This window comes from Flavobacterium sp. (assembly GCF_044357305.1).
In the GTDB taxonomy this organism is placed as follows: domain Bacteria; phylum Bacteroidota; class Bacteroidia; order Flavobacteriales; family Flavobacteriaceae; genus Flavobacterium.
The window spans coordinates 68,905-84,988 of record NZ_JBIKPS010000002.1; the positions used below are offsets into that span (position 1 = coordinate 68,905).

General features: G+C 33.4%; 20 protein-coding genes. 9 read left to right on the forward strand and 11 right to left on the reverse strand.

Annotated features, from left to right (window positions below):
* Positions 1-129 precede the first annotated feature (129 nt).
* Positions 130-1,521, reverse strand: coding sequence for a trypsin-like peptidase domain-containing protein (locus ACIQ2J_RS02205; RefSeq protein WP_396166154.1), 1,392 nt, complete (start codon positions 1,519-1,521; stop codon positions 130-132).
* Positions 1,522-1,782: 261 nt separating this feature from the next.
* Between ACIQ2J_RS02205 and dapF the strand changes: the two genes are divergently transcribed.
* The 6 genes from dapF to ACIQ2J_RS02235 all read left to right on the forward strand — a co-directional run bounded on the left by dapF (position 1,783) and on the right by ACIQ2J_RS02235 (position 6,548).
* Positions 1,783-2,559 (forward strand): diaminopimelate epimerase, encoded by a 777-nt coding sequence (dapF, locus tag ACIQ2J_RS02210; protein ID WP_396166158.1) that lies wholly within the window; start codon positions 1,783-1,785, stop codon positions 2,557-2,559.
* A gap of 6 nt (positions 2,560-2,565) precedes the next feature.
* Entirely contained in the window at positions 2,566-3,102 is a 537-nt protein-coding gene (locus tag ACIQ2J_RS02215) for a GNAT family N-acetyltransferase (RefSeq protein ID WP_396166160.1), read from the forward strand.
* Between the two features lie 18 nt (positions 3,103-3,120).
* A complete protein-coding gene (gene mltG / locus ACIQ2J_RS02220) occupies positions 3,121-4,155 on the forward strand; it encodes an endolytic transglycosylase MltG (RefSeq protein WP_396166162.1) in 1,035 nt (344 codons plus the stop codon).
* A gap of 93 nt (positions 4,156-4,248) precedes the next feature.
* Positions 4,249-4,824 (forward strand): hypothetical protein, encoded by a 576-nt coding sequence (locus ACIQ2J_RS02225; RefSeq protein WP_396166165.1) that lies wholly within the window; start codon positions 4,249-4,251, stop codon positions 4,822-4,824.
* A 76-nt stretch (positions 4,825-4,900) separates the two neighbouring features.
* The gene (locus ACIQ2J_RS02230) at positions 4,901-5,815 is read left to right on the forward strand and encodes a DUF2279 domain-containing protein (protein ID WP_396166168.1); all 915 of its coding nucleotides are present in this window, start codon (positions 4,901-4,903) and stop codon (positions 5,813-5,815) included.
* A 97-nt stretch (positions 5,816-5,912) separates the two neighbouring features.
* Positions 5,913-6,548, forward strand: a complete 636-nt coding sequence (locus ACIQ2J_RS02235; protein ID WP_396166172.1) for a peptidoglycan-binding protein LysM — start codon at positions 5,913-5,915, stop codon at positions 6,546-6,548.
* Between the two features lie 200 nt (positions 6,549-6,748).
* On the opposite strand, the gene ACIQ2J_RS02240 is transcribed toward ACIQ2J_RS02235, so the two are convergent.
* From ACIQ2J_RS02240 to dnaA, 3 genes are read right to left on the reverse strand one after another with little or no spacing between them, the layout of a single operon-like run.
* On the reverse strand, positions 6,749-7,471 hold the full coding sequence (locus tag ACIQ2J_RS02240; RefSeq protein ID WP_396166174.1) for an SAM-dependent methyltransferase: 723 nt from the start codon (positions 7,469-7,471) through the stop codon (positions 6,749-6,751).
* Complete coding sequence (locus ACIQ2J_RS02245; protein ID WP_396166176.1) at positions 7,471-7,938, reverse strand: low molecular weight protein-tyrosine-phosphatase; 468 nt, start codon at positions 7,936-7,938, stop codon at positions 7,471-7,473. Before ACIQ2J_RS02245 ends, ACIQ2J_RS02240 begins: the two co-directional genes overlap by 1 nt.
* Positions 7,939-7,990: 52 nt before the next feature.
* Positions 7,991-9,418: a chromosomal replication initiator protein DnaA gene (gene dnaA / locus ACIQ2J_RS02250; protein WP_396166178.1), complete on the reverse strand. Its 1,428-nt coding sequence runs from the start codon at positions 9,416-9,418 to the stop codon at positions 7,991-7,993.
* Positions 9,419-9,605: 187 nt separating this feature from the next.
* Between dnaA and ACIQ2J_RS02255 the strand changes: the two genes are divergently transcribed.
* Complete coding sequence (locus ACIQ2J_RS02255; protein ID WP_396166180.1) at positions 9,606-10,004, forward strand: acyl-CoA thioesterase; 399 nt, start codon at positions 9,606-9,608, stop codon at positions 10,002-10,004.
* 2 nt (positions 10,005-10,006) lie between these two features.
* Here ACIQ2J_RS02255 and ACIQ2J_RS02260 read toward each other — a convergent pair whose 3' ends face one another.
* The 5 genes from ACIQ2J_RS02260 to ribD are packed head-to-tail and all read right to left on the reverse strand — an operon-like array spanning position 10,007 to position 12,717.
* Entirely contained in the window at positions 10,007-10,612 is a 606-nt protein-coding gene (locus ACIQ2J_RS02260; protein WP_396166183.1) for an IMPACT family protein, read from the reverse strand.
* Positions 10,613-10,636: 24 nt separating this feature from the next.
* Positions 10,637-10,957: a nucleotidyltransferase family protein gene (locus ACIQ2J_RS02265; RefSeq protein ID WP_396166185.1), complete on the reverse strand. Its 321-nt coding sequence runs from the start codon at positions 10,955-10,957 to the stop codon at positions 10,637-10,639.
* A gap of 3 nt (positions 10,958-10,960) precedes the next feature.
* Entirely contained in the window at positions 10,961-11,140 is a 180-nt protein-coding gene (locus ACIQ2J_RS02270) for a nucleotidyltransferase substrate binding protein (RefSeq protein WP_396166657.1), read from the reverse strand.
* Positions 11,109-11,717, reverse strand: coding sequence for an HAD family hydrolase (locus ACIQ2J_RS02275; RefSeq protein ID WP_396166187.1), 609 nt, complete (start codon positions 11,715-11,717; stop codon positions 11,109-11,111). Before ACIQ2J_RS02275 ends, ACIQ2J_RS02270 begins: the two co-directional genes overlap by 32 nt.
* Positions 11,695-12,717 carry a bifunctional diaminohydroxyphosphoribosylaminopyrimidine deaminase/5-amino-6-(5-phosphoribosylamino)uracil reductase RibD gene (ribD, locus tag ACIQ2J_RS02280; protein ID WP_396166190.1) on the reverse strand — a complete coding sequence of 341 codons (1,023 nt, stop codon included), beginning with the start codon at positions 12,715-12,717 and terminating at the stop codon, positions 11,695-11,697. Before ribD ends, ACIQ2J_RS02275 begins: the two co-directional genes overlap by 23 nt.
* 51 nt (positions 12,718-12,768) lie before the next feature.
* On the opposite strand from ribD, the gene ACIQ2J_RS02285 reads away from it, so the two are divergent.
* Positions 12,769-13,257 (forward strand): GNAT family N-acetyltransferase, encoded by a 489-nt coding sequence (locus tag ACIQ2J_RS02285; RefSeq protein ID WP_396166192.1) that lies wholly within the window; start codon positions 12,769-12,771, stop codon positions 13,255-13,257.
* Positions 13,258-13,270: 13 nt separating this feature from the next.
* Entirely contained in the window at positions 13,271-14,155 is an 885-nt protein-coding gene (gene prmC, locus ACIQ2J_RS02290) for a peptide chain release factor N(5)-glutamine methyltransferase (RefSeq protein WP_396166195.1), read from the forward strand.
* Positions 14,156-14,243: 88 nt separating this feature from the next.
* Here the strand turns inward: prmC and ACIQ2J_RS02295 are convergent, their stop codons facing one another.
* Together ACIQ2J_RS02295 and ACIQ2J_RS02300 are read right to left on the reverse strand one after the other, a co-directional pair.
* Positions 14,244-14,606 (reverse strand): four helix bundle protein, encoded by a 363-nt coding sequence (locus ACIQ2J_RS02295; RefSeq protein WP_396166197.1) that lies wholly within the window; start codon positions 14,604-14,606, stop codon positions 14,244-14,246.
* A gap of 74 nt (positions 14,607-14,680) precedes the next feature.
* Positions 14,681-15,925 carry an ABC transporter permease gene (locus ACIQ2J_RS02300; protein ID WP_396166198.1) on the reverse strand — a complete coding sequence of 415 codons (1,245 nt, stop codon included), beginning with the start codon at positions 15,923-15,925 and terminating at the stop codon, positions 14,681-14,683.
* Positions 15,926-16,084 lie beyond the last annotated feature (159 nt).

Genomic DNA, 16,084 nt, shown 5'->3' on the forward strand with positions numbered 1-16,084 from the left:
TGTTTATTCTAAAATTTGGTGCAAAAGTACACAACTATAACGTTTTCGTAAAATTATTTAGCATTTATTTTGCATAAAAAAACCACCAACAATAAAGTTGGTGGCTAGTAACCTAAATTAAAAATTATATTAAATGATGATTCGTATTATTTGTCCCATTTTATTAATCATTTCAATGCTCACTCCTTGATTTTCATCTTTGTCATTGGCTAATTTAGAAACACTTTCCACATCCGTTGCCTTAGCACCATCAATTGTTAGAATAATACTTCCAGTAAGTTCTTTTTCATAAGGTTTCAATCGGTCGTTGGTGACCTCTTTAATTTTTACACCATAATCAATTTTGAATCTTTTTTTATCCGATGCTTCAATGTTTTCCAATTCCAAACCTTTAAAATCGGTATTGATAATATCATTTTTCACCAAAGTAACTGGCACAACTTGATTTTTTCCATCCCGAATAACCGTAACATTTATTTTGTCGTTTGGTCTTTTGGTACTGATATAGCCAGTCAATTCTGGGTAAGTAGTTATTGATTGATTATCCAATTTAATAATTACATCCCCTTTTTGCAAACCAGATTTTTCAGCACCCGAATTTTTTAAAACCTTAGAAATATAATATCCTTGGGTTTCTTTAATTCCTAATTCTTTCGAAGTTTGCCCGTTGATTTCATTACCAACAATTCCTAAAGCACCACGTTGCACATTTCCGAATTCCATAATATCCTCAATAATTTTCCGAGTAATATTGGATGGAATTGCAAAAGAATATCCGGCATAACTTCCTGTTGGAGAAGAAATCATAGTGTTAATTCCTATTAATTCCCCACGAGTGTTTACTAGTGCTCCTCCAGAATTTCCTGGGTTTACTGCAGCATCCGTTTGAAGAAACGATTGAATTCCGTTGGTGTCTAAATTTCTGGCTTTCGCCGAAACGATGCCCGCGGTAACCGTAGAAGTTAAATTATACGGATTTCCTACTGCCAAAACCCATTCGCCAACCTTCACCTGATCGGAATCTGCAAAAGTGGAATAAGGCAATTTTTCTTCGGTATCAATTTTTAACAAGGCAATATCCATTTTGGCATCGGTACCAATTAATTTGGCTTTATACACTTTTTTATTATTTAAAGTTACTTCCAACTCGGTTGCATCTTTAATAACGTGGTTGTTGGTAACGATATAACCATCTTCCGAAATAATCACTCCAGAACCAGTTCCTATTTGTTCTTGTTGTTGCGCTCCTCCATTAGACCCATAAAAAAATTGCATAATCGGATTGTAAACGGTTCTAACCGAAACATTTTTCACGTGCACCACCGTATGAATTGCATTTTCAGCAGCCATGGTAAAATCAATATTTTCAGGCCCCATGCCAACCGTTCTATTATAATTTTCGGATGCTTGTGTGATAATCGATTTTTTGCCAAAATCTTTTTCTACAAATAATTTATAGCCGCCAAGTGTAGTGGCGCCACTTAATAATGCTACTAAAAATAAACTGGAATAACGTTTCATATATTTGGGATTTTATTATTTGAAAGTAAAATTATACTTTTTTTATTTTCAAAAAAATGCTTTAACGCTCGTTTAACAATCTTTAACGTATCATTAATAATTGTAACTTTGCGAAGCACAAACCAACAATACCAATTATAAATATAAAATAATCCAATCTTTACTCCCTCTCCTTTTGAGAGGGTTGGGGTGAGGATAAATTCAAAAAAACTATTTTATATTATAATTGGTATAGAAACTTTTTTATTTAATAATCGAAGAATGAAATTTCACAAATACCAAGGAACCGGAAATGACTTTGTAATGATTGATAATAGGGAGCAATTTTTCCCGAAAGAAGCAGTGCAATTAATTGAGAAACTTTGCGATCGTCGTTTCGGAATAGGTGCCGATGGATTGATTTTATTAGAAAAGGATTCGAATACCGATTTCCGAATGGTATATTACAATTCCGATGGAAACCAAAGTTCCATGTGTGGTAATGGTGGAAGATGTTTAGTTGCTTTCGCGAAAAGCCTCGGAATAATTAAAGACACTACTACTTTCATCGCAACAGATGGTTTGCATCATGCAACTATTCTAGAAAACGGAATTGTTTCTCTTCAAATGAAAGACGTAAAAGAAGTGAAAATAGAGGAGGAGTATGTGTTTTTAAATACAGGTTCTCCCCACCACGTAACCTTAGTAAACGACATTGAAAATTTAGACGTTAAAACTAATGGAGCAGCCATTCGCTATTCCGATTTATATGGAAAAGAGGGAAGTAATGTGAATTTTGTAAGCCAATTAAGCGAAAATAATTTCCGTTTACGAACTTACGAACGTGGCGTTGAAGACGAAACCCTTTCCTGCGGAACTGGAGCCACAGCCACAGCCATTGCCATGTATGCTATCGGAAAAACAAATTCTAACAACATTGCTATTGATGTAGAAGGTGGAAAACTCAAAGTTTCTTTTGATAAAACCGACAATGGCTTTGAAAATGTTTTTTTAGAAGGACCTGCAACCTTTGTTTTTGAGGGAGAAATTGAAATCTAAACTTTTATGACATTAACTGGAACCAACTTATACCTCCGTGCACTAGAACCCGAAGATTTGGATTTTATTTATCAAATAGAAAACGACGAATCGGTTTGGGAAGTTAGTAATACCCAAACTCCGTATAGTAAATTTTTAATTCGGCAATATCTAGAAAATGCCCACCAAGATATATATGAAGCCAAGCAATTGCGGTTGGCAATTTGTATAAAAAACTCTCGAACCCCAATTGGTTTAATCGATTTATTCGACTTTGATCCTAAAAACAACCGCGCTGGAATAGGAATTGTAATTCAAAAAGAAACCGATAGAAGCAAAGGCTTTGGCAAAGAAGCATTAGGGATTTTAATTGCTTATTCCTTTAAGCAATTACAAGTACACCAACTTTTCGCAAATATTGCAGTAGATAATGTTTCTAGTTTAAACCTTTTTGCTACTTTTGGATTTGAAAAAATCGGAATCAAAAAAGATTGGATTTATTGTAATAATTCCTACCACGATGAAGTTCTTTTTCAGTTGATTAACCCAAAAATCACAAACTAACCTAAAACTGTTTTTATTTTGAACACAAAGTTAAAAACCATACTTATTGCCGCAGCAGGACTTTTTTTAGTTTTTGCTATTGTGGTGTATGCCAAATATTTCACCAATAACACCAAAGACATTTCGAAAGAATTTTACGTTGAAATCCCAACGGGTTCCAATTACGATAAAGTGTTGGAGATTATTTCTCCTTATGTTACAAATACCAATGATTTTAAATTTATTGCAAGGCTTCGTTCGTACGATAAGAATGTAAAACCAGGTCGGTTTTTATTCAAAAAAGGACTAAGTAGTTTTGGTTTGGTTTCCACTTTAAGAAGAAATGTACCCGTTAATTTGGCTTTTAACAACCAAGAACGTTTAGAAAATTTATGCGTTCGAATTAGTTCTCAAATAGAACCCGACACTACTAAATTACTTTCTGTTTTTAGAGATTCCCTGTTTTTGAAACAAAACGGGTTCACTAAAGACAATGTGATTGCGATGTTTATTCCAAATTCGTACGAGTTTTATTGGAATGTTTCTGCCGAAAAATTTAGAGATAAAATGCTGAAAGAGTACCAAAAATTCTGGACTCTAGAGCGATTAATGAAAGCCAAAAAACTAGGACTTTCTCCTGTAGAAGTGATGACTTTGGCTTCTATCGTACACAAAGAAACCGTTAAAAAAGACGAACGACCAAAAGTAGCCAAGGTATATCTAAACCGATTAGAGCAAGGAATGCCTTTGCAAGCCGATCCAACCATTATATATGCAGTGAAATTAAGAGATAATGATTTTGATCAAATAATTAAACGCGTTTTATATGCCGACTTAACCATCAGTTCTCCGTATAACACTTATGTAAATATAGGTTTACCTCCAGGGCCAATTGCAATGCCGGATATTACTGCAATTGATGCCGTTTTAACTCCAGACAATAACGATTATATTTATTTCTGTGCGAGTGTAGAACGTTTCGGTTACCATGAATTTGCATCTACCTATCCGCAGCATCAAGTAAATGCTAAAAAATATGCCGATTGGTTGAACGGAACTGGAACTAAAAGATAAAAATTTATTTTTAATTTGAAAATTAGCGGAATAGTGACGCAACTTTTTACAGACATAAGCATCTTGTTAAAAATAATTACGTAAAATAAAATTATGAAAGCAAAAATTTTAACAATAACAATGTTTATATTGACTCTAATTTCTTGTTCAAAAGATAATGATGATACTATTACACCAACAGCAAATCCAAATAATGTCTTGGTTTTAAAAGTTGATTATAATACAAATACATTTGAAGGCGGAAAAGAATTGTCATTTTCCTCTACAATTTCCAATATGACAGTTATTAATCAATATGTTCCTCCTAGTGATTTTGGAAGTATAAAACTTATTTACCAAGAATTGAATGAGACTTTATTTGATGGAACAATAGTTTGGAATGGCCTCGGACAAATGAATTTTCCACAAAATTTATTAAATGCAAATCAATTTGATAGAGTTTTGACTGCCGATTATGTTTCCCCAAATGCAGGTTTTGAAAATGTATTTAATCCAAATAACGAAACATTTAATTATAACCCAATATGGGCTTCAGTTCAAAGTTTAGTAAAAGTTAGACAATATTTAATTTCAAATCCGAATGCAACAGTTAAAATATTTCTATATACTCCTAGTGTTGGTATTGGAAATCCCGCAGAATGGGATTGGATTGTTATATTAAAAAATTAAATTGAAAATACATAAAATAAATAGAATTTTTGATACCCGTCAAAATCCAAATAAGAATAAATAAGATTTAAAGTTAATGAATAAAACTATTTATTTTATTTTTCTAATACTGTTACAATCCCCTTTCGGATTAGCACAAACCAACCTCCAGTCGTTCCTTAAACCCTCCGATACCTTACAACCTAAAAGACTAACAGGAGTAGTTATTGCTGAAATCACTATGGCTTCGGGTGCATTAATAGGCTTAAACCAACTTTGGTATGCCGATTATGCCCATTCTAACCTACATTCGGTGAACGATAACGACGAATGGCTACAAATGGACAAAGCCGGGCATTTGTTTTCTTCCTACCACATGGGTGCTTTTGGCGCCAATGCTTTGCAATGGAGTGGATGTTCTAAAAAAAGCCAACTAATTTATGGTTCCACTGTTGGGTTAGCATTTATGACCGCCGTTGAGGTTTTCGATGGATATTCTGCCGAATGGGGTTTTTCTTGGGGAGATATGGCTGCCAATGCCACAGGAACGGCTCTTTACGTTTCACAAGAACTAATCTGGAACGAACAACGAATAGTTCCCAAATTTTCCTTTCACACCACCCAATATGCAGGTCTTCGACCAAATGTTTTAGGGAGCTCGTTATCCGAACAAATTTTGAAAGATTATAACGGGCAAACCTACTGGCTTTCTGCCAATGTAAATTCCTTTTTTAAATCTTCTAAAGTGCCAAAATGGATCAATATTGCAGTTGGTTGTGGAGCCGACGGAATGATCACCGGAAGAACCGAAAATAACCCTCTTTTTTCCTCTTTAGAAGCCAAAAGATCGCGACAATTTTACCTAAGTTTCGATGCCGATTTAACGAAAATTCGTACAAAATCACACTTTTTAAAAACTTTTTTTGCGGTTTTTAATTCTATCAAAATTCCTGCTCCTACGTTAGAAATCAGTGGTTCACAAGGAATTAAATTTCATTATTTGTACTTCTAAAATACATAACTGCTTGATTTTCAATTTTATTTAAAATAAAGTTGTATATTTGCCCCGTTAATATCAAGATGGTGACAGCGCTTGGAAATCACACTTTATGATAAATAGATGGTCGTTTTACATAGGAATCGTTATGATAATTGGTTTTATAAGCAGTGCTTTTAAACCCTTAGAATCTTTAAATCATAAGCGGCTTTATGTAAGCGAAAAGGAGGAATTGTTATACCAATTTCCCTCCGAAAAACCTTCTGATTATATCGGTCAAACCCTACCTTTTATCGGAAAACATTTCATTGGTTTCAAAGAAGCAATCGGAATTAGAGAATCCCAAGGGCAATACCATTTGGTAAATTCCTTAGGCTATATGGGTAAATACCAATTCGGAACTTCTGCTTTGCGATTTTTTGGAATAAAAAATAATTCACTTTTCTTGAACAGTCCAGAATTGCAAGAAAAAGCTTTCGTTGCTTTAATAAAATTCAATAAATTTAAGTTGCAAGACGTAATTGAAGAATATAGAGGAAAAACGATAGGTGGCGTTCGAGTTACCGAATCCGGAATTTTAGCAGCAGCCCATCTTGGAGGCGCAGGTTCTATCCGAAAATACTTAGAGTCCAATGGTAAGAAAAAATGCAAAGATGGCTATGGCACTTCTATAAAAAGTTATTTAAAGCAATTTGGAGGCTACGAAACCCACAACATAATCGCCGATAGTTCTGTAAAAGTTCACTAATTTTTTTATTAGCAGCGAAAGGCTCGGGCATTTTAGTAAACTAGTTTCCCGCTATTCGTTGCAATCTGTCCTTGCGAGGAATGAAGCAATTTAATACTACTTTTAATGTATCGCAATGCCAGGATTTCCACTTCTATCGGGGCTAAAGGATATACTTTGTTTTGTGAAATTCAGAATAAAAAAAAGCAGTAAATTCAAATTTACATTTTATGCACAATAAAAATAGTTGGTCTATTGTGTAAATCGATGGATACTTTTTTCCAATCGGCAACGCGAAAAGTTTTAATGTATTCTGTTGGAAGTGTGATGTCTGCAGCAATACACAAGTGGGTACTTGGCTGTAAGGTTTGCAATAAATCTTCCAATAATTTATTGTTTCTATAAGGCGTCTCTATAAAAATTTGCGATTGGTTTTTATCGTGCGAAAACTTCTCGTAATTCTTTAAAGCCGCTTTCTTTTCCGATTTATCAATAGGTAAATACCCATTGAAAGCAAAACTTTGTCCGTTCATTCCAGATCCCATCATCGCTAATAAAATAGACGAAGGCCCAACCAATGGCACTACTTGAATTCCTTTTTCGTGGGCTAATTTTACAATGGCAGCACCAGGATCGGCAACACCAGGGCAACCGGCTTCACTCATAAGTCCAACGTTAATACCTTCAAAACAAGGTTTTAGCATTGCATTGTGCTCGGCAATTTCGGTATATTTATTTAATGTACTTAAAATTAAAGAAGATTGCACCTTTTCTGGAAAAACGCTTTTAATGCACTTGCGTGCCGTTTTTTCGTTTTCCACAATATAATGATCAATAAATTGAATGGCTCTTTTTACCGTTTGTGGTAAAACATCCTCCGGATTACAGTCGCCAAGTGTAGTTGGAATAAGATAAAGTTTCCCTTTTAAGTTTTTAGTATTCATTAAGAATGTTTCTCAATTAATTTTTTTGCTAATAAATCTGTGGCTTCGTCTAGCATCTCATAAACCATATCAAAGCCATTTTGCAAGCCATAATAAGGATCTGGAACGTCTACATTGTCGCCAGGAAAAAGTTCGTCCAGTATCAATTTTACTTTTTCTTTATGGGTTTCTGTTTTTGCTAAAGAAGTTACATCGTCATAGTTGGAGCCATCCATAACATAGATATAATCAAATTCTTCAAAAAAAGTAGCGTTAAAATGTTTGCCTTTTTGATTTGAAATATTCAAGCCATGTTTTTTTGCAGTAGCAATAGATCGCGAATCAGGGTTTTTACCAACATGCCAAGAACCCGTTCCAGCAGAATCTACTACGAATTTTTCTTTAGGTAATTTAGAGGCCAAGATTCCTTCTGCCAATGGGGATCGGCAGATATTTCCTAAGCATACCATTACTATTTTAATTGGCATAGTGAATAATTCTATATCCCAAAAAAGGAAAAGGTTGAAATGAAGTTGTGATTTATAAAGATAACTTTTTATGAATATCCTCTACAAATTTTTTGAATTGTTTGTCGGTAGAAACCAAGTTGTCCACAGTTTTACAAGCGTGTAAAACGGTTGCGTGGTCTCTATCTCCAATTTGAGATCCAATATTTGCCAAGGATGCTTTAGTGAATTTTTTCGCAAAAAACATCGCTAACTGTCTTGCTTGAACCACATGACGTTTTCTGGTTTTGGATTGCAAAGTATCCAAATCCAATTGAAAATAATCGGAAACTACTTTTTGAATATAGTCGATAGAAATTTCACGTTTCACATTTTTAACAAATTTCTCTACAATACTTTTTGCAAGTTCTAGAGTAACTTCTTTTTTGTTGAAAGACGACTGCGCGATCAATGAAATAATAGCACCTTCTAGTTCTCTAACATTAGATTTAATGTTTTGAGCAACATATTCCACAATTTCGTTAGGCATTTCTACGCCATCACGATACAAGATATTATTCAAAATAGAAACTCTAGTTTCGTAGTCGGGTTGGTGTAATTCAGCAGAAAGTCCCCATTTGAAACGAGATAATAAACGTTGTTCAATATCCTGCATATCCACAGGAGCCTTGTCAGAAGTAAGAATTACTTGTTTGCCATTTTGGTGCAAATAGTTGAAGATATGGAAAAACACATCTTGCGTACCAGTTTTGCCAGAAAGAAATTGTACGTCGTCTATTATTAACACATCTATTAATTGGTAGAAGTGAATAAAGTCGTTACGATTGTTTTTCTTAACAGAGTCAATATATTGTTGCGTGAATACTTCGGCAGAAATATACAACACGGTTTTTTCAGGATATTTATCTTTAATTTCTACACCAATAGCATGCGCTAAGTGGGTTTTCCCTAAACCAACACCACCAAAAATAAGTAGTGGGTTAAATGAAGTTCCTCCAGGTTTGTTAGCAACAGCCATACCGGCAGAACGAGCCAAACGGTTAGAATCTCCTTCAAGGAAATTATCAAAACTATAATTAGGATTTAATTGCGATTCAATTTTTAAATTTCTAATTCCAGGAATCACAAACGGATTTTTAAGTTCTGGATTTAAGTTTTTAAATGGTGCATCTACTTCTTGCGATTTTATAGGGCTACGGTGTGCACTAGGCAATTGTTCTGTAAATGGTTGTTTATTGCCATAAGTGTTCTCCATTTTAATTTTATAGAGTAACTTTGCGTTTTTCCCAAGCTCTTTAGTAAGAGCAACCTTAAGTAATTTAACATAGTGTTCTTCTAACCATTCGTAAAAGAATTTACTAGGAACTTGAATATATAGTGCGTTGTCTGACAATTCAACCGATTTAATCGGTTCGAACCATGTTTTAAAAGCTTGTTCTTGGATGTTGTCTTTGATGAAAAGTAAACAGTTCTCCCAAACTGATTGCGCAGTTTTGTTCATATTCGTTTCGAAATTACTAATTTAATTAATGGTTTATTTTGGTAGAAAAAAAGCTTTTTACCGCTTTTTTTTTGGGATAACAAATATGTGGATAAAAATCGTTTAAAAAAAATAAATCCCTCTGTTTTTTTTAAAAAAAAAGTTGTATAGAGTATTTTAATAATAGATTAAAAGCAATAAAAAATAGATGAACGAACATAAAGTAGAAGTTAGAGTACGATATGGTGAAACCGATCAAATGGGAGTAGTTTATCATGGAAGTTATGTGCCTTATTTTGAAATAGGAAGGGTGGAATGGCTTAGAAACAAAGGGGTTTCCTACAAATTTATGGAAGAAAGTGGGGTGGCATTGCCTATAGTCTCTATGCATCTTAATTATAAGAAACCTGCTAGATATGATGACCTGCTTACGGTTCACACCAAATTACGAAAATATAGCGGAGTTAAGATAGAATTTGATTGTGAAATCTTTAATGAAAACCAAGAGTTATTAACAAATGCTCATTTTATCCTTGTTTTTATTGATTTAAAAACCGGTAAGCCAATGCAGCCTCCGAAATACATTTTAGATATAATTAATGATTAAATTTATTCTATTAATTTAATCTTTATTTCATACAAATTATTGAAAATGTCGAATATCATTTCGGCATTTTTTTTACGAATAGAAATCTCTATTTCACAACCCAATTCCATCTTTTGGGAGATAATTTGCAAGTTTTTCTCTTTAATAACTCGCATAACTTTGTTCATGTTTTTATAATCAAAGGTGATTATAAAATGAATATTGATTGTTTTTTCTACAATTTCAGAAGCTTCTATTGCCATTTGTGCCGAAGTTTTATAAGCGGAAATTAACCCACCAACGCCTAATTTTATTCCACCAAAATAGCGAACTACCACTACAAGTATATTAGTTATACCAAACGACTGTATTTGACCATAAATGGGAGCGCCTGCAGTATTGCTTGGTTCTCCGTCATCATTGGCTCTAAATTGGATTTTTTCGGTGCCAATTTGAAATGCATAACAGTAATGAACAGCTCCATAATGTTGTTTCCGCAAAATATCTAAATGATTTTTCACTTCGTCTTCGGTAGTTACTGGAAATGCATAGCCAAAAAACTTACTGTTTTTTTCTTTGAATAAAGTTTCTTCTGATGGGGATGCTATTGTTTTGTAGGTATCTGTCAATTTTTTGAAGTGCGAAGGGGTAATTTATTCTAATTGTAAATTGATTTTGGATGCGTCTACATTTTGTTTGAAAATACCTGAAATAGAATTGTAGTCAATTACATCTACTTTCCAAGGCAAGTCAGAATCAATAAAATCAGCTTTTATGGAAGCCAATGTTTTTAAAGAAATAGTTTTATTGCTTGTGTTTTGTAGAGCAATATCTAAATCGGAATAAGGTTTGTAATTAGAGGAAACTCTACTTCCAAAAATCCATATTAAAGTTTCTTTAGTGATACTTTTCTTTAAAATAGACTTAGTCGTTTGTAGTTGATTATTACTGATATGAATAGTGTTTTCAGACATCTTTTAATTCGTTTTTTTCAATTGCTTAATTAAATATTGAATTTCATTAAGAAAACCTGGAATTTCATTATAAATTTCGTTCGCTTTATCTTCATCATATGCATGACTTGTGGTCCCTCTATACATTCGATATAACTTCCATAAAGTAATTTTAAAGTAATAAATGTTTTTGATTAAATAAATCCACTACATCTTCTTGTCCCACTTGTAAATTCCATACTTGCATTCCCAGTTTTTCAGCTGCATCGGTATTTACTTTTTTGTCATCAACAAATAAAGTTTTCCTAGGATTTAAATCGTGTTTGTTTAATATATAGGAGTAAATTGCTGAATCTGGTTTGCGCATTCCCATTTCATAGGAATAGTAAACTTTTTCAAAACATTGGTAAAAGTCGCTAAAAAAAGAAATACCAACTTTGTGTTCAAACCTATCGATGTGAATTTCATCGGTATTGGTTAATAAGAATAATTTGTATTTATAGGAAAGCAATTGCAAAAACTCTAATCTACGCAAAGGAAAATCTCCAATTATGGTATTCCAAGCCTCTTTAATTTCTTTTAAACTTGCATTTGGTAAATATTTTTGAAAGGACTCTAAGAAATCTTGAGCGGATATTTTTCCTTTTTCAAATAAATCGTTTTGGGCTATTAGGTCTTCATTTGGAGAGGGTAATCCAATTTTTTTAAAAGCTTCTACTTGAGCTTCTTTTTCTAAATTGATAAAAATATCTCCAAAATCAAAAATGATGGTTGTAATCATAATTTAAAAAAGTTAAAAGTTGGTCATCTAATAATTGTTCTTTTTTTGCATTTACTGATGTAATTAATGGAGCTTTAATGCCGTTTTTTAAGGATATAGCTCCTTTAAAAACTCTAGCTTCATCCCAAATATTTGCATCAATAAAGGTTTGCAATGTTTGTCTTCCCCCTTCAATAATAACGGATTGAATTTCATTCTTAAATAAGAAATCCGCAATTTCAGAAGCAATAGCATTCTTGAAATTGATAGTATCTTTTGAAATTAAAAGAGTATTTGCTTGATTATCAAAGATAGGACTTTCTTTTGGAATTCTTTTCTTTTGATCCAAAACAATTCGTATTGGGTTATTCCCAATCCAATTTCTCACAGATAAAGTGGGATTGTCTTCTAGGACGGTATTGGTCCCAACTAAAATGGCTTGTTCTTCGCTGCGCCATTTATGCACCAATTGACGTGAAAATTCATTAGTTATCCAAACGGGTTGTTTTTTCTCTCTTTGTAAAGGTGCAATAAATCCGTCTTGGCTTTCGGCCCATTTTAATATAATATAAGGACGCTTTTTAGTATGAAAAGAAAAAAAACGTTTGTTCAATTCGTTGCATTCGTCCTCTAGAATTCCAATAGTTACTTTTTTTCCCGCTTCCAATAGTTTTTTAATGCCGTTTCCAGCCACTTTTGCAAAAGGATCAATAGTGCCAATAACTACATTCGGAATATCATTTGCAATTATCAAATCGCAACACGGAGGGGTTTTTCCAAAATGACTACACGGTTCTAAACTCACGTAAATCGTAGATTTTGAAAGTAACGATTTATCTTTAACCGAATGGATAGCATTAACTTCGGCATGGGGTTCACCAGCTTTTTGGTGCCAGCCTTCGCCAATAATTTCATTATTATATACAATTACGCTTCCCACTAACGGATTTGGATAACTAGTTCCTAAACCATTTTTGGCCAATTCAATGCAACGTTTTATGTATTTTTCATGTATCTTCACACCACAAAAATAAGATTTTTTGAGTTTAGAAAGTTTAGAAGTTTCGTTTTTATGATACTAAGAGAAATCCAAAAAGAAGATAACAAGCAAATTGCACAGGTTATTCGGGAGGTTTTTATTGCCGATGATTATCCAAAAACTGGAACTGCCTTTGCAGATACCCAATTGGATTTTATGTATGAAGCCTACCAAAACCCTAAAGCAATTTATTTTGTAGTGGAAGAAAACGGAAAAATAATAGGGGGAGCAGGAGTAAACCAATTGGAAAACTCTACTGAAAACATTTGTGAATTGCAAAAAATGTATTTCTTGCAAGAGGCTCGTGGCAGAGGAATTGGTATGGAAATGATTCAAAAATGTTTAGCAAAAGCAACTGAATTTGGTTACGATAAATGCTATTTAGAAACCCTTCCAGTAATGCTGAATGCTCAAAAATTATATAAAAAAGTTGGCTTTGAATATCTAAATGAACCACTTGGAGGAACTGGTCATACTAGTTGCCCGGTGTGGATGATAAAAGAATTAAATTCCAAGTTTTAAATTCGAATTTCCAATGCTACTAAAAACCTACAGAACCACATTTCTCCTAGAACTTTCTACAATATATGATGCACAAGAAATTGAAAGTTTCTTTTATCTTATATTAGAATGTTTTCATAATAAAAAACGAATTGATTTGGCTTTGGGTCCTAATATGGAAATGGATGCCATGCAACTACTTCGTTGGGAAAGTGTATTGGCCGAATTGAAAAAAGAAAAACCGATACAATATATATTAGGAGAAACGGAATTCTATGGCTTGCCATTTTTAGTAAATGTAAATACTCTAATACCAAGACCAGAAACAGAGGAATTAGTAGAATGGATTATAAAAAGTACGAATTACGAAATACAAAGTACGAAGTTGCGAATTCTGGATATCGGAACGGGTAGTGGTTGTATAGCCATTTCGTTGGCCAAAAACATTCCAAACGCAGAAGTTTCTGCTATTGATGTATCCGAAAAAGCATTGGCTACAGCCAAAAAAAATGCGGAGATTAATAAGATTGTGGTGAATTTTATTAATGTAGATATTTTAAAAATCAACGATTTGGCAGAGCTTCCAACTTCCAACTTCCAACTTCCAACCCAATTCGACATAATTGTTTCCAATCCACCCTATGTTCGAAATTTAGAAAAAGCCGAAATTAAACCTAATGTATTGGAATATGAACCCCATTTGGCTTTATTTGTTGAAGATACCGATGCCTTACTTTTTTATAGAAAAATAGCAAATTTAGCAAAAGAAAATCTTTCAGAAAACGGACAGCTTTTTTTTGAAATCAATCAATATCTTGGTAAAGAAACAGTTGAATTACTTGAGGATTTAGGTTTTAAAAATATTGAATTAAAAAAGGATATTTACGGAAACGATAGAATGATTCGAAGTACGAGGTAAGGAAAAGTACGAGGTACGAGGTTGGAGGTACGAGGTTGGAAGTACGAAATACGAAATACGAGGTGCGAGGTTGGAGGTAAAAATGCTACTATTTTTTAATTTGATTATTTCTAGCAGTTTTTATGGATGCTACAACAATTGCTAAAATTTCATTTCCTTCTTTAAGGAGTTTTTCTATTTCAATTTTCAACTCAGGATTTTTATTTATTTCTAATAAAATTTCCAAGAAAAAATTACTTTCGTCGGCTTCTTCTTCAACGATTTTTAATTTATTAATAAAATCTGCTCCAGATTTAGCCCTTTGCGACGCTCTGTAATTTGCACCTACAGAACTGGAACATCGTATTAATTGATTTACATAAGCATTATACTCTCTTGAGTTAGGTAATTTTGAACATAAAAAAGAACAATCAATCGTAAACTTTTTTGTTCGTGATTTCATATCAATCATTTTCTATATTTTTTATTTTAAACTTAATACTTCTCATTTCGTACCTCGTATTTCGTACCTCGTATTTCGTACCTCTATTCGTATCGCAGCGCCTCAATAGGATCTAACTTAGATGCTTTAATAGCAGGATATAAACCAGAAACAAGTGCTACAAGAAAACTGGTAATAACAGCAGCAAGGATAGCGCCCCACGGAATTACAAATCCAAATTCCATTAGGGATGCCATAAGATATCCTACTAATATTCCGAAGATAATTCCCACGAAACCACCTATTTGACCAATAATTAAAGTCTCCATAAAAAACTGCCAAGCGATAGTTTTACGTTTGGCTCCTAACGATTTTCGGACGCCAATTTCTCGTGTTCTTTCGGTTACCGAAACAATCATAATGTTCATTAATGCTATAGAAGAACCTAGTATGGTAATAATTCCGATTATCCAAGCAGAAGCACTCAAAACTCCAGTCATTTCGGCAATTCGGTTCACCAAATCATCACTTCTAGAAATACCAAAATTGCTTTCTTCTACCGGATTTAGTTTTCTTATTTTTCGCATAGTAACCGTTGCATTATCCACAGCGGCTTCAAATAGTTCTTTTTTATCTACCATAGTGCTTATGGTGTAATTAATACTTGGTGCCGAAAATAAGGAGCGCGCCACTTGAATCGGAATCAAAACCCGTAAATCTTGATTGTTTCCAAAAGTGGACCCCTTTTCTTTTAATACCCCAATTACTTTGAATTTTGCCCCACGAATGGAAATCGTTTTATCAATAGGATTAACGTCTTTTAGAAGTCCTTTGGTTGCAAAATCACTACCCACAATACAAGTATACGAATTGTTGGAAATGTCGAGTTCATTAAAATTTCTTCCTTGAACAACTTCAAAACCATTGTTTGCGGTAAAATATTCATCAATTCCCAAAACAGCAATTTCTGGATCGGTTTTTTCATTTTCAAATTTTACTTCGGCAGTTCTAGTAGCTGTAAAAGAAAGGGAAGTTCGGGTAAAAGGATAATCGTATTTTTCTTTGTAGGCTTTAGCTTGGGGATAAGAAATAATAGGGTTTACTTTTTCAATTTCGCCACCACCTTGATTTCTAGTACTAAATTCATATTGGTTGATGCTAAAAGTATTCGAACCCATAGAAGCAAACTTTGAATTTAGGGTGTAATCAATTGCCGAAACCACCGTTAGAATCCCCACTAAAGCAGTAATTCCTATAGCAATAATCACAATGGTTAGAATCGTACGAAGCAGTTGGGCGCGAATAGAACCTAATGCAATCTTTATATTTTCTTTAAAAACTCCTTTCATAATCTCAATTTGACACGAAATTACGTTTTTTGTTACAAGTTTGTGCCATAAGAATTATAAAATAGTTGAAAAAGTTGGATATTTGCAACGGAAATTAAATTTTATAGTTTTGAATGTTGGAAGACGGAAGTTGGAAGACGGAAGAAAATCGTAACTTCT

Bases quoted from the DNA above. Each gene is read 5' to 3' on its own strand.
- ACIQ2J_RS02205 (WP_396166154.1), bottom strand. From the start codon at position 1,521: ATGAAACGTTATTCCAGTTTATTTTTAGTAGCATTATTAAGTGGCGCC.
- dapF (WP_396166158.1), top strand. From the start codon at position 1,783: ATGAAATTTCACAAATACCAAGGAACCGGAAATGACTTTGTAATGATT.
- ACIQ2J_RS02215 (WP_396166160.1), top strand. From the start codon at position 2,566: ATGACATTAACTGGAACCAACTTATACCTCCGTGCACTAGAACCCGAA.
- ACIQ2J_RS02225 (WP_396166165.1), top strand. From the start codon at position 4,249: ATGAAAGCAAAAATTTTAACAATAACAATGTTTATATTGACTCTAATT.
- ACIQ2J_RS02230 (WP_396166168.1), top strand. From the start codon at position 4,901: ATGAATAAAACTATTTATTTTATTTTTCTAATACTGTTACAATCCCCT.
- ACIQ2J_RS02235 (WP_396166172.1), top strand. From the start codon at position 5,913: ATGATAAATAGATGGTCGTTTTACATAGGAATCGTTATGATAATTGGT.
- ACIQ2J_RS02240 (WP_396166174.1), bottom strand. From the start codon at position 7,471: ATGAATACTAAAAACTTAAAAGGGAAACTTTATCTTATTCCAACTACA.
- ACIQ2J_RS02245 (WP_396166176.1), bottom strand. From the start codon at position 7,938: ATGCCAATTAAAATAGTAATGGTATGCTTAGGAAATATCTGCCGATCC.
- dnaA (WP_396166178.1), bottom strand. From the start codon at position 9,418: ATGAACAAAACTGCGCAATCAGTTTGGGAGAACTGTTTACTTTTCATC.
- ACIQ2J_RS02255 (WP_396166180.1), top strand. From the start codon at position 9,606: ATGAACGAACATAAAGTAGAAGTTAGAGTACGATATGGTGAAACCGAT.
- ACIQ2J_RS02265 (WP_396166185.1), bottom strand. From the start codon at position 10,957: ATGTCTGAAAACACTATTCATATCAGTAATAATCAACTACAAACGACT.
- ACIQ2J_RS02275 (WP_396166187.1), bottom strand. From the start codon at position 11,717: ATGATTACAACCATCATTTTTGATTTTGGAGATATTTTTATCAATTTA.
- ACIQ2J_RS02285 (WP_396166192.1), top strand. From the start codon at position 12,769: ATGATACTAAGAGAAATCCAAAAAGAAGATAACAAGCAAATTGCACAG.
- prmC (WP_396166195.1), top strand. From the start codon at position 13,271: ATGCTACTAAAAACCTACAGAACCACATTTCTCCTAGAACTTTCTACA.
- ACIQ2J_RS02295 (WP_396166197.1), bottom strand. From the start codon at position 14,606: ATGATTGATATGAAATCACGAACAAAAAAGTTTACGATTGATTGTTCT.
- ACIQ2J_RS02300 (WP_396166198.1), bottom strand. From the start codon at position 15,925: ATGAAAGGAGTTTTTAAAGAAAATATAAAGATTGCATTAGGTTCTATT.